The organism is Pseudoalteromonas sp. NSLLW24, assembly GCF_015864725.1.
GTDB classification, from domain to species: domain Bacteria; phylum Pseudomonadota; class Gammaproteobacteria; order Enterobacterales; family Alteromonadaceae; genus Pseudoalteromonas; species Pseudoalteromonas arctica.
Map to the genome: position 1 here is coordinate 209,578 of NZ_JADYWQ010000002.1, position 13,213 is coordinate 222,790.

12 protein-coding genes are annotated in these 13,213 nt (G+C 40.4%); all 12 read left to right on the forward strand.

All coding sequences use genetic code 11. The annotated features are described in order from the left end of the window. Window positions 1-37 precede the first annotated feature (37 nt). Genes flhA through I6E72_RS02555 form a run of 12 tightly spaced genes read left to right on the forward strand, consistent with a single transcriptional unit; the run spans window position 38 to window position 13,204 of the window. On the forward strand, window positions 38-2,149 hold the full coding sequence (gene flhA / locus I6E72_RS02500; protein WP_007585807.1) for a flagellar biosynthesis protein FlhA: 2,112 nt from the start codon (window positions 38-40) through the stop codon (window positions 2,147-2,149). A 21-nt stretch (window positions 2,150-2,170) separates the two neighbouring features. After that, window positions 2,171-3,652 carry a flagellar biosynthesis protein FlhF gene (gene flhF, locus I6E72_RS02505; RefSeq protein ID WP_197110957.1) on the forward strand — a complete coding sequence of 494 codons (1,482 nt, stop codon included), beginning with the start codon at window positions 2,171-2,173 and terminating at the stop codon, window positions 3,650-3,652. Then, entirely contained in the window at window positions 3,645-4,505 is an 861-nt protein-coding gene (locus I6E72_RS02510; protein ID WP_197110959.1) for a MinD/ParA family ATP-binding protein, read from the forward strand. Before flhF ends, I6E72_RS02510 begins: the two co-directional genes overlap by 8 nt. Before the next feature lie 26 nt (window positions 4,506-4,531). Further along, on the forward strand, window positions 4,532-5,242 hold the full coding sequence (locus I6E72_RS02515) for an RNA polymerase sigma factor FliA (RefSeq protein WP_007585810.1): 711 nt from the start codon (window positions 4,532-4,534) through the stop codon (window positions 5,240-5,242). Between the two features lie 40 nt (window positions 5,243-5,282). Then, window positions 5,283-5,666 (forward strand): chemotaxis response regulator CheY, encoded by a 384-nt coding sequence (cheY, locus tag I6E72_RS02520; protein WP_008132609.1) that lies wholly within the window; start codon window positions 5,283-5,285, stop codon window positions 5,664-5,666. A gap of 17 nt (window positions 5,667-5,683) precedes the next feature. Then, on the forward strand, window positions 5,684-6,457 hold the full coding sequence (locus I6E72_RS02525) for a protein phosphatase CheZ (protein ID WP_007585814.1): 774 nt from the start codon (window positions 5,684-5,686) through the stop codon (window positions 6,455-6,457). Window positions 6,458-6,472: 15 nt separating this feature from the next. Next, window positions 6,473-8,680 carry a chemotaxis protein CheA gene (locus I6E72_RS02530; RefSeq protein WP_101163316.1) on the forward strand — a complete coding sequence of 736 codons (2,208 nt, stop codon included), beginning with the start codon at window positions 6,473-6,475 and terminating at the stop codon, window positions 8,678-8,680. Window positions 8,681-8,738: 58 nt separating this feature from the next. Then, entirely contained in the window at window positions 8,739-9,905 is a 1,167-nt protein-coding gene (locus tag I6E72_RS02535; protein ID WP_024608162.1) for a protein-glutamate methylesterase/protein-glutamine glutaminase, read from the forward strand. Further along, window positions 9,898-10,662, forward strand: a complete 765-nt coding sequence (locus I6E72_RS02540; protein WP_007585825.1) for a flagellar motor protein — start codon at window positions 9,898-9,900, stop codon at window positions 10,660-10,662. The genes I6E72_RS02535 and I6E72_RS02540 overlap by 8 nt, the downstream gene beginning before the upstream one ends. A gap of 1 nt (window position 10,663) precedes the next feature. Beyond that, entirely contained in the window at window positions 10,664-11,623 is a 960-nt protein-coding gene (locus tag I6E72_RS02545; RefSeq protein WP_197110961.1) for a flagellar motor protein MotB, read from the forward strand. A 12-nt stretch (window positions 11,624-11,635) separates the two neighbouring features. Further along, window positions 11,636-12,406, forward strand: a complete 771-nt coding sequence (locus tag I6E72_RS02550; protein ID WP_007585827.1) for a ParA family protein — start codon at window positions 11,636-11,638, stop codon at window positions 12,404-12,406. 3 nt (window positions 12,407-12,409) lie between these two features. Beyond that, entirely contained in the window at window positions 12,410-13,204 is a 795-nt protein-coding gene (locus I6E72_RS02555) for a chemotaxis protein CheW (protein WP_007585828.1), read from the forward strand. The last annotated feature ends 9 nt before the right edge of the window (window positions 13,205-13,213 follow it).

Here is a 13,213-nt window from a genome sequence, read left to right on the forward strand (position 1 = left end):
ATTCTACGTAGTGTCAATTTTTTGAAATTGTAGAATTATGAGTTTTAAAGCGGTATTACAACAACTTAACAGAGACAAAAAAGACTATGCCAAAGGGGTAGGTACTCCTTTGCTTGTGCTTGCTGCCTTGGGAATGGTGATTTTACCGTTACCGCCATTTTTACTCGATATTCTTTTCTCGTTTAATATTGCCCTCGCACTAGTGGTTTTACTCGTGACTGTTTACACGATGAAGCCGGTTGAGTTTGGTATATTCCCCTCTGTATTACTAATCGCTACGATTATGCGCTTAGCGCTTAATGTTGCCAGCACTCGAGTTGTATTACTTGAAGGTCATAATGGTGGTGATTCTGCCGGTAAAGTAATTGAAGCGTTTGGCTCAGTTGTTATTGGTGGTAACTACGCTGTTGGTTTAGTCGTATTCTTAATTCTGATCATTATTAACTTTGTGGTAATTACTAAAGGTGCTGGGCGTATTTCTGAGGTATCTGCACGTTTCACCCTTGATGCAATGCCGGGTAAACAAATGGCAATTGACGCCGATTTAAACGCTGGTTTTATCAGTGCTGAGCAAGCGCGTGATCGCCGCGAGGAAGTAACTCGCGAAGCTGATTTTTACGGCTCAATGGATGGTGCGAGTAAATTTGTAAAAGGCGATGCCATTGCAGGTATTGTTATATTAATCATCAATATTGTTGGTGGTTTATTTGTCGGTATGATTCAACATAATTTGAGTTTTGGCAACGCAATGGAAGTATATACATTACTTACCATTGGTGATGGTTTAGTTGCTCAACTCCCTTCTTTACTGCTTTCAATTGGTACCGCGATTGTTGTAACACGTCAAAATGAGTCGCTCAATATGGGTGACCAATTTAAGAAACAACTAGGTAACGAAAAATCACTCTTTATTGCTTCAGGTATTTTGATCATCATGGGTTTAGTGCCTGGTATGCCGCATTTTGCTTTTTTAAGTTTAGGTGCGTTACTGGGTTATTTAGCTTACTACACACAGCAAACTAAGTTAAAAGCCGCTGCAGCAGAAGCCGAAGAAGCCGCCAGTGGCGGAAGCGCTGCAACAGGTATTACCAATAAACAAGAGCAAAAAGAACTTGGTTGGGATGATGTTCAGCAGGTTGACGTAATTGGCTTAGAAGTAGGTTACAGATTAATTCCATTGGTAGATCAATCTCAAGGTGGTGAGTTACTTAATCGTATTAAAGGTGTACGTAAAAAGCTTTCTCAAGAACTTGGCTTTTTAGTACCACCTGTTCATATTCGCGATAATTTAGAGCTTGACCCTAATGCTTACAGAATAACGCTAATGGGTGTTTCAACAGGTGAAAGCGAACTTAAACATGGTGACGAGCTAGCGATTAACCCAGGGCAAGTATTTGGCCCAATTAAAGGGGTTGAAACTAAAGATCCTGCGTTTGGCCTTGATGCAGTATGGATCAAGCCTGATCAAAAAGATGAAGCGCAATCACTAGGTTATACCGTTGTAGATTCAGCAACTGTAGTTGCCACTCATATTAGCCAGTTATTAACTAACAGTGCGGCGTTGTTACTAGGGCATGAAGAAGTCCAAAACCTGCTTGATATGCTCGCTAAAAGCCACCCTCGCTTAGTAGAAGGGCTAGTACCTGATGTGTTGCCATTAACTGCAATTGTAAAAGTACTGCAAAATTTATTGAATGAAGGTGTAGCTATTCGCGATATGCGCTCAATTGTTCAAACCCTTGTTGAGTATGGCCCGCGTAGCCAAGACCCTGATGTATTAACGGCTGCAGTGCGTATTTCTCTGCGTAGGTTAATTGTTCAAGATGCGGTTGGCATGTCATCAGAAATCCCTGTCATAACCTTGGCACCTGAGTTGGAACAGATGTTGCATCAGTCATTACAAAATGCAGGCGATGAAGGTGCCGGTATTGAGCCTGGACTTGCAGAGCGACTTCAAGTGTCATTGACACAAGCGCATCAAAATCAAGAAATGGCCGGTGAACCTTCTATATTGCTAACGTCAGGAATGTTACGCACTGTGTTATCTCGTTTTGTTAAGTACACCATTCCAGGATTGAGAGTGATGTCTTATCAAGAGGTACCAGACGAAAGACAGATCAAGATTGTTAGCTCTGTAGGCCAACAATAAGATTTTAACAGGGGTTGAATCATGAAAATTAAACGTTTTTTTGCTAAAGATATGCGCACAGCACTTAAAGAAGTTAAAGATGAGCTAGGTGTTGATGCGGTTATTATGTCAAATAAGAAGCTGGCTAACGGTGTAGAAATTGTAGCGGCAGTTGATTATGACAAAGCAGCCCCTAAAGTAGCAGCGCAACCACAACGTACTGCAGAGCCGCGTGCTCAAGTACCACAGCAAAGTATGCATAATTTTGTAAAACCAGAGCCTCAGCGTGCCAAACCAGAGCCGCAAGCAAAAGTGGCTGACAGCCTACAGGCTTTACTAGAGCGCCAATCACCGCGTCCTCGCTCCCCTGAACTTGCATCAATGTTTTCACAATCTGGTATTGATACTACCGATAACTATCAAGAACCAGTTATGGAACAGCGTACTAAAAATATGTTTGCTCCTGAAAATGCAGCGCCAGTTCGTCCACAAACTCAAGCGGATAGCTTGGGTTTTGATGATTTAGACAGCGACTTTGATGATTTAGATAGTCCAGTAACTGCTCGCCAACAAACACCCAATAATGAAAGCGAAGAAATGACAACAATGCGTGAAGAAATGAACGCAATTCGTCAATTACTTGAGCATCAAGTATCAGGCTTAATGCAGCAAGATATGGCGCGTCGCGATCCAACACGCGCTTGCATGGTTGACCGCTTAGTCGGTATGGGTATTGATAAAGAAGTAGCGCAACAAATGGCATGTTTTGTACCTGATGATGTATCTCGTAAGCAAGGCTGGAAAGCGTTGTTAACGATGGTCGAAGATCAAATGCAAACAACCAATAATGAAATACTTCGCCAAGGTGGTGTATATGCGTTAGTGGGTCCAACAGGTGTTGGTAAAACAACAACAGTTGCTAAGCTTGCAGCGTTAGGTGCACAAAAATATGGCGCTGATAAAGTGGCCTTAATAACCACTGATACATACAGAATTGGTGCTTATGAACAGCTTGCTACTTACGGCCGTATTATTGGTTGTGGTGTAAAGCAAGTTAAAGATGCTAATGAATTAGCTGAAGTTTTATATCATTTACGAAATAAACGTCTAGTATTAATTGATACAGCAGGTATGAGTCAGCGAGATTTACGTTTGACTGAGCAGTTAAACACGTTAATGCGTAACCAACGTGTGGATATTCGCAGCTACTTAGTACTAAGCGCGACGGCACAAATTAATGTATTACAAGAAACAGTACGTCACTTTAAAAAAGTACAGTTAAGTGGTTGTATTTTCACTAAGTTAGATGAATCATTAAGTTTGGGTGAGATTATTAGTATTGCGATTCAAAATCGCCTCCCAATAGGGTATCTTACTAACGGTCAACGAGTGCCAGAAGATATTCGTGTTGCAAATGCTGAGAAACTAGTGAAAAAGGCTGAGCAATTATATTTAAAAAGAACAAAAGCACAACATTCAAGGCACCAAGCAGTGGCGCCAAGTACAGTAGGGATGTATGATTAACACAGTATTAGATCAAGCAAGCGGCCTGCGCAAAATGAGTCAAAACAATAACAACGGCGTAAAAGTTATCGCTGTAACCGGTGGTAAAGGTGGGGTAGGGAAAACAAATGTTTCTCTAAATACCGCTATTGCACTAGGGCAACAAGGTAATAGAGTATTAGTGCTGGATGCTGACTTAGGTTTAGCAAACTGTGATGTGATGCTTGGTTTACGTGTAGAGCGCAATTTATCACACGTTTTGTCAGGTGAATGTGAGCTTGACGAGATTTTAGTTGAAGGCCCTGCTGGTATTAAAATTGTACCCGCTACATCGGGCTCGCAAAGTATGGTTGAACTATCGCCATCTGAGCATGCCGGGCTAATTCGTGCATTTAGCGAATTGAATACCGAATTTGATATTTTAATTGTAGATACAGCCGCTGGTATTTCAGACATGGTGCTAAGCTTCTCACGAGCAGCACAAGATGTAGTGGTTGTAGTGTGCGATGAACCAACATCAATAACCGATGCTTACGCACTTATTAAAGTATTAAGCCGCGAGCACGGTGTTTATAAGTTCAAAATTGTTGCCAATATGGTCCGCAGTATGCGTGAAGGCACTGAATTATTTGCAAAACTATCTAAAGTTACCGATCGCTTTTTAGATGTTTCAATGGAGCTAGTAGCAACGGTTCCTTATGACGAAAATATGCGTAAAGCAACACGTCGCCAAAAGGTGATTGTTGAGCTCTTTCCAAGTTCGCCAGCCGCTCTCGCGTTTAAAGCGCTGGCGACAAAAGCAGTTAAATGGCCAATACCAAATCAACCATCTGGGCATTTAGAGTTTTTCATTGAGAAACTAGTAAACGGCTAATTATGACAACATTGGTGAATAGAGCTATGGGATATCAATCAACACAAAACTTAAATGTGATTGTTGAGAAACATGCATCACTTGTCAAAAAAGTGGCATGTCATCTAATTGCTCGATTACCACCTAGCGTTCAGCTTGATGATTTAATTCAATCAGGAATGATAGGTTTAATAGAAGCTTCAAAAAACTTTGATGCAACAAAAGGCGCAAGCTTTGAAACCTTTGCCGGTATTCGTATTCGCGGGGCTATGCTTGATGAAATGCGCCGTGGTGATTGGGCTCCTCGTTCAGTACACCGTAAAAGCCGACAAGTTGCAGAGGCAATTACTGGGCTCGAAAGCAGTCTGAATCGCGAACCAACAGATACAGAAGTTGCTGAAAAACTTGAAATTTCACTCAATGAGTACCATCATATTTTAAATGATGTTAATACCAGTAAAGTATTAGGCATAGAAGACCTTGGTGTAGATGAGGATGTTATTACTCCCGTAGGCCAAGATTTAGCGCTAGACAAACCTTTTAATAATGTTAAAAATGATCGGTTTAATGAGTCTTTGCTAAATGCAATAAAGTCATTACCAGAGCGTGATGCGATGGTACTTTCTTTATACTATAACGATGAAATGAATTTAAAAGAAATAGGACATATACTCGATGTAAGCGAATCGCGTGTAAGTCAGATACATGGTCAGGCGATGATTAAGCTTAAAGCTAAAATCAATGACTGGATAAACTAGTAGTAAGTAAACTAAGGTTAATACCTCACTGGGGGATGTTTTGGATAAAAACATGAAAATTCTTGTAGTTGATGATTTTTCAACGATGAGACGAATTATAAAAAACCTATTACGTGACTTAGGTTTCACTAACGTTCAAGAAGCTGATGACGGGTCTACAGCTTTGCCTATGTTACAAAATCAAGTGTTTGATTTTGTGGTTACAGATTGGAATATGCCGGGAATGCAAGGTATTGACCTTTTAAGAGCAATTCGTGCAGATGATAAGTTAAAACATATCCCTGTACTGATGGTAACGGCAGAGGCTAAAAAAGAACAAATAATAGCTGCAGCGCAAGCTGGCGTTAATGGTTATATTGTTAAGCCATTTACGGCTGGAACATTAAAAACTAAATTAGAAAAAGTATTTGAACGCTTAGGCTAATGATGGGGGAGAGGCTTATGTCAGCACCAGCTGCGCCTCAAATAACGTTAGAACAAGCTCGTCAACTCGTCATTTATTTAGAAAACGATGAGCAAGATAAAGCTAATCAGTTGATTTTAGAGACAGCTTCGCAAGAGCAGTCTAAATTATTTGCTGAAGTTGGGAAGTTGACTCGTCAACTGCACGAAGCACTTAAAAGCTTTGAGCTTGATACTCGCTTAACTAACATAACGACAGATGCGATTCCAGATGCTAAAAAGCGGCTTAATTATGTTATAGAAATGACAGAAAATGCGGCTAATAAAACAATGGATGCTGTTGAGGCTAGTTTACCTATAGCTCAGCAACTTGCAGATGAAATATCTCATATCAAACCGACATGGGATCGTTTAATGAGCCGGGAGATTGAGCTTGGTGAGTTTAAACAACTTTGCCATAGTATCGATAAGTTTATGAATAACTCTCATCATAAAACGGATGAGCTTCAAAGCTTAATGACAAATGTACTAATGGCTCAAGACTATCAAGACTTAACAGGTCAAGTTATTCGCCGTGTTATAGAACTTGTTAGAGAAGTAGAAGAAAGCTTACTTCATCTTTTAACAGCGTTTGCTGAACAAGATGACAGTGACAACACAGCGAATAAAGTAGAACAACAAAAAATAAAAGAACCAGTTGCCACACAAACTTTAGCAGGTCCTGAAGGCCCTATTATTGATAAAGAATCGCGTAATGATGTTGTGTCTGATCAAGATGAAGTCGATGATCTTTTATCAAGTTTGGGCTTCTAAGAGGAGAGTAACTGCATGTTTGAAGTCGATGAAGATATTTTACAAGACTTTCTTGTAGAGGCAGGAGAAATCCTAGAGCTTTTATCTGAACAGTTAGTTGAACTGGAAAATAATCCAGAAGATACCGAGTTACTAAATGCCATATTTAGAGGCTTTCACACTGTAAAAGGTGGTGCAGGCTTTTTAGCTATGACAGAACTTGTTGATGCTTGCCACGGCGCTGAAAACGTATTTGATTTACTACGTCAAGGCGTGCGAACGGTCAATTCAGAGTTAATGGATGTTATTTTACAAGCGCTCGACACCATTAATGAAATGTTCGCGACTATCCAAAATAGGGATAAGCCAGAACCAGCAGATCCTGAGTTACTTCAAACCCTCCACATTTTGGGCCTACCTCCAACAGAAGCCGAGCTTAACGGAGTCGCTTCAGAAACTGACGTTGAACAACCTCTTGATGAAGTAGTTGATACGCCAATAGCTGATGAGGAAGATCCATTTGCATTTGATGAAATGTTTAGCGGAACTCCTTCGGTTAGTGATGCTGAAATAAACGAAATCACTGAAGATGAATTTGAAAACTTACTTGATGAACTACACGGTAAAGGACAAGGTCCTGCAGTTGAAAAGCCAGTAGCAAGTAGTAGTGATTTTAATGGTGATATTACTGATGATGAATTTGACAGCTTATTAGACGAGTTACATGGAGTTGGCAGTTTTGGTGAGGTTGCGAGTAAAGCACCTGAGCAAAGTAGTGCAGTTAAAGCACCTGTAGAACCAGCTAAACCAGCGTCAAATACTGCTAATTCATCAGATGATGAAATTAGTGATGATGAATTTGAAGCGCTTCTTGATGAACTTCATGGTAAAGGCACTGCACCTAAATCAATAGAAAGCACTCCAGCTGTGAAACAGCCCAATATCCCAGCTAAACCAGCTGCAAAAGCGAGTGTGCCTGTAAAAAAACCAGAACCTGTAAAAGCACCCGCTTCTAAACCGGTAGAAAAACCGGTTGCTAAAGCAGCGCCAGCAACGCCTAAAAAATCAGCGCCACCAGCAGCAGAGACGACAGTTCGCGTAGATACAAAACGACTTGACCAAATTATGAATATGGTTGGTGAGTTAGTACTTGTGCGAAATCGTTTGGTTAGTTTAGCGACTAACTCAGACAGTGAAGCAATGGGTAAAGCAATCTCTAACTTAGATGTAGTGACTGCTGATATTCAAGGCGCGGTTATGCAAACGCGAATGCAACCAATTAAAAAGGTATTTGGTCGTTTCCCTCGCGTAGTACGCGATTTAGCACGCAGCTTAAACAAAGACATTGACTTACAACTTGTAGGTGAAGAAACCGATTTAGATAAAAACTTAGTGGAAGCACTAGCCGATCCGCTTGTGCATTTAGTTCGAAACTCAGTTGACCACGGTATTGAAATGCCAGCTGTTCGTGAGGCTGCCGGTAAGCCTAGAACAGGTAATGTTACTTTATCAGCGTCTCAGGAAGGCGACCATATTTTGTTGACCATTAAAGATGATGGCGCTGGTATGGATGCTGAGAAACTGAAAAAAATAGCAATTAGTAAAGGCGTACTCGACCACGATCAAGCGAGTCGACTTTCTGACACTGAAGCATACAACCTCATTTTTGCACCTGGCTTTTCAACAAAAGAAGAGATATCTGATATTTCAGGTCGTGGTGTTGGAATGGATGTGGTGAAAACTAAAATCACCCAATTGAACGGCTCTGTAAGTATTCAATCTGAGTTAGGCGTAGGTACCATTTTAGAGATAAAAGTACCACTTACCTTAGCCATATTACCGACCTTAATGGTAATTGTTGGCGCACAAACATTTGCGTTACCACTTGCTGGTGTTAGTGAAATATTCAACTTAGATTTAACGAAAACAAATGTGGTTGATGGGCAATTAACAATTATTGTGCGTAAAAAGGCAATACCGTTATTCTACCTCGAGCACTGGTTAGTTAAAGGCTCAGATCGTTCACAGCGAAAAGCAAAAGGCCATGTAGTTATTGTGCAAATTGGTACGCAGCAAATTGGTTTTGTTGTTGACTCATTAATTGGCCAAGAAGAAGTTGTAATTAAACCACTTGATGCGTTACTACAAGGTACCCCAGGTATGGCAGGCGCTACAATTACTTCAGATGGTGGCATTGCACTGATTTTAGACGTTCCAAACATGTTAAAACATTACGCAGGCTAATAATAAAGTAGGTATATATTTAATATATACCTACGCATAAATTTAATAAGAGAGCTAAATGGCCGTTAAAGTTTTAGTTGTTGATGATTCAAGCTTTTTTCGCCGCAGAGTAAGCGAAATTCTTGAACAAGATAGCGACATACAAGTTATAGGCTTTGCTGTGAATGGCAGAGAAGCTGTTGAAAAAGCAGCTCAGCTACGTCCAGATATGATCACTATGGATGTAGAAATGCCTGTGCTTGATGGTATTAGCGCAGTTAAAGAGATAATGGCGAGTAATCCAACGCCTATCTTAATGTTTTCATCACTAACACGTGATGGCGCAACAGCAACGTTTGATGCGCTAGATGCTGGAGCAATGGATTTTTTACCGAAAAAATTTGAAGACATCGCTCGCAATAATGAAGACGCTATAAAGCTTTTGCAAAATAAAGTGAAAGATATAGGGCGAAGACGTTTACCGCGAACGTTTAAATCTGCAACACCACCTAAGCCAGTAATATCAACTAAACCGATAACAAGCTCACTTTCGCAAAGAACAAACACACTAACGCCTTCGATAAAACAACCCGATAGAAGCTTTAAAAGAGCAGCACCTACAACATCGTCAGGTTCAAATGTTGCCTCAATGCGAGCAAGTGGAAAGCAATATCAGCTTGTGGCTATTGGCACTTCTACAGGTGGCCCTGTTGCACTACAAACTATACTGACTCAATTGCCAGCTAATTTCCCTCATCCTATTTTACTTATTCAGCATATGCCAGCTGCTTTTACACCTGCATTCGCAGCGCGCTTAAATGGTCTGTGCCAAATAAAAGTGAAAGAAGCACAACAAGGTGACCGCTTACAACCAGGAACGGCTTATCTAGCGCCTGGCGGACAGCAGATGATGGTAGAAGGGCGTGGTGCAAATAGAACACTGCGCGTATTTGAAGATCATAGCGAGAGAATAAGTTATAAACCGAGTGTAGATGTAACTTTTGCCAGTGCAGCAAAAACGTATCAAGGCGATGTGCTTGCTATCGTTTTAACAGGCATGGGCGCTGATGGACGTGACGGTGCAAGAATGTTAAAGCAAACGGGTGCAACTATTTGGGCACAGGATGAGAAAAGCTGTGTTGTTTATGGAATGCCTCAAGCCATTGCTAATGCGGGGCTTTCGAGTGAAAGCTTAGCATTAAGCGATGTTGCAGCACGTATCAAGAGAGAGGTAGGTTGTGGATAAACTCTCAATATTTGGACTATTTGTAGCACTGGGCGCAATAGGTTTAGGTTACTCTTTAGAAGGCGGCGTTGTTTCTGCTTTATTTAATGGTCCTGCCCTTATTATTGTATTAGGCGGCACGCTTGGTGCTGTTATGTTGCAAACATCAGCAAGTACCTTTAAAAAAATGCTAAATATGAGCTCTTGGGTTTTTGTTGCGCCACAATATGATATTGAAGATGCAATAGAGCAAGTTAAGCGATGGTCTCATAAGGCACGTCAAGAAGGTTACTTAGCGCTTGAAAACGAAGCGCTAGCTCACCCAGATGCATATGCAGCAAAAGGTTTAAGCTTGCTTGTAGATGGCTGCTCAGAGCAAAAACTACGTGACACGCTTGAAATTGATTTACTGCTAGAACGCGATCGCTTGCTTGAAGCCGCACGTGTTTATGAAGCGATGGGGGGCTACAGTCCTACCATTGGTATTTTAGGTGCTGTGCTTGGTTTAATACAGGCAATGTCGTTTATTACCGATCCACAAATGCTTGGTGCAGGCGTTGCAACGGCATTTATTGCGACCATTTATGGTGTTGGTTTAGCTAATTTATTGTTTTTACCTATGGCAAATAAGTTAAAACAGCGTGTAGAGCAAAAAATGCTTTACCATGAAATGCTTGCCGAAGGCGTTATTGCGATAAGCGTTGGCGAAAGCCCAGTAAATATAGAATTAAAGCTTGAAGCCTACCGTGTAGAGCGTCCTAATTTAGTGGACGAATAACATGCTACGCCGACGACTGCGTCACTCTGCTCCTAAAAGTCAACATACAGAGCGTTGGCTTGTATCGTATGCCGATTACATGACCATTATGTTTGCTTTTTTTGTGGTGCTGTATGCGATAGCGATCAACAAAGAAGAACAATTTCAAATATTGTCAGACTCCCTTGAACACGTTTTTGATAAATCTGCCCGCCAGCACTCCCAGCAAGGTGAGGGCGTCAATGGTAATGGAATATTGACTGATAGAGTGACACCTGAACAAGAAGTTCTTTATGGTGAAAGTATTTTAAAAGAAGAACAAGGTCCAGAGTTACTCGACGGTCAAAGTGATACAAGTAACATACAACAGAAATATTTAGGTAAACCACTCGATAGCTTACTTGCTAAGCTGCAGTCAGCGCTTATTGATGAAATTCGTGATGGAGAAGCCAGCTTAGAGCTTAATCAAGATTGGCTGATTATAGAGCTAAGCTCAGGTATGTTATTTTCAAGTGGTAGCTCAGTTGCACACTCTAGGGCAAAACAAGTCGTCAAAATTGTTAAAGATATTATTGCTCCAGTAGATAACTATATTAGGGTGCGTGGCTATACTGATGATGAAAGTATTCGCAATGAAATATTTCGCTCAAATTGGGAACTCTCGGTTGCTAGAGCAACATCTATTTTAGTAGAGCTGGAAGCATTAGGTATTAATTCTGCCAGAATGGCGATAGAAGGTTATGGTCAATATTCACCTTTTGTAAGTAACGATACAGAACAAGGGCGAGCAGAAAATCGTAAAGTTGTTATTGCACTTTCTAAGTATGGTTTACCACCAATACAAGACGTTAAAGGTGATGAACAAGCCGTCAAGCCAGTAGCGGAAGAGCCTGAAATTGAGCTCCCTTCAGATGACGATACAATAAAAATAATTCGTTTGCCTCATGGTGGTATTCGCATAACAACGCGCAATGAACAGTAATTAGGATGTAATGTGAAGATTTGGACTGTCGCAAATCAAAAAGGTGGTGTTGGTAAAACAACAACAGCAGTGAGCCTTGCTGGTATTTTAGCTTTGCAGGGTAAGCGTGTGTTGCTTATTGATACAGACCCTCATGCATCACTCACTTATTACTTTGGCATTGACTCAGAAGATTTGGAAGTCAGCGTATATGATATTTTTGCGCGTGGCACGAGCATGCAAAGTGAAGAGATACTTCAAGCTTTATGCCCATCAACACTTGAAAACCTAGATATTTTACCCGCAACAATGGCGATAGCCACGCTTGATAGAAGCATGGGTAATAAAACAGGTATGGGATTAATACTAAAAAAAGCGCTTGCAAAAATCAGTGAACATTACGATTATGCCATTTTAGATTGCCCCCCAGTTTTAGGGGTGTTAATGGTTAATGCGCTTGCAGCAAGTGAGCGAATTTTAGTGCCAGTGCAAACGGAATTTTTAGCACTGAAAGGGCTTGATAGAATGATGCGCACTATGGAATTAATGCAAACCTCTCAAGCGAAAGATTATCAATATACTATAATCCCTACTATGTATGATAAACGTACTAAAGCATCGTTAGAAGCATATAAAACACTGCAAAGTACGTATGGTGATAAAGTCTGGCCAGGTGTGATACCGGTAGATACTAAATTTAGAGATGCAAGCTTTGCGCAAAAAGTGCCTGTAGAGTATTGTCCTCGTTCGCGTGGTGTATACGCATATAAAGCACTGCTAGAATATTTAATTGAACAAGGTTAATGAATGAGTAAGCAATTATTTGCTAATGAAAAAGTAATGAAACAATACCTAGGGGCTTTGTTATGTGAAGACGAGCCTGTAGATAACCTTGAGCCAGTCGCAAAATTACTTGAGCAAATGCCACATGACTCGCAGCAAGAACATATTCATTTAAAACCAAAAGAACAGATAAAAGCGGCAGAAAAAATATTTGATCAAGACTTACTTAATTCTGAAATTAAGCCAATAGTTGAACCTATTTTTGAAGCCGAAAAAGTTAATAAAGCCATTGACGATGAAGTAATAGAGCCGATAAGTACGATTACAGAAGAACCAGAACCACAGATTATAACCACTAGCCAATCTGACTATTTTGATGGTGAATTTCAGGCATTATTTTTTGAAGTTGCTGGTTTAACATTGGCTGTGCCATTAAAAGCATTAGGCGGTATACATCAACTAGGTGAAGTAAATCATTTATTTGGTAAGCCAAAGTGGTTTAAAGGCGTTATGCTCAACAGAGAAGAAAAGCTTAATGTTGTTGATACTGCTCGTTGGGTAATGCCAGAAAAGTATGATGATAAATTAGAGGCGTCTTTAGATTATCAGTATTTAATTACCTTAGGTGATAGCCAGTGGGGCTTATTAGCTGAAAAGTTGATAAATAACATTACATTGAGTAAAGAAGATGTAAAATGGCGTACAAATAAAAGTAAGCGCCCATGGCTTGCTGGTGTTATAAAAGAAAAAATGTGTGCTTTAATAGATGTAGATAATTTAAATATATTATTAGAGAAAGGCTTAGATAGCCGTCAGTAGTAATGACCA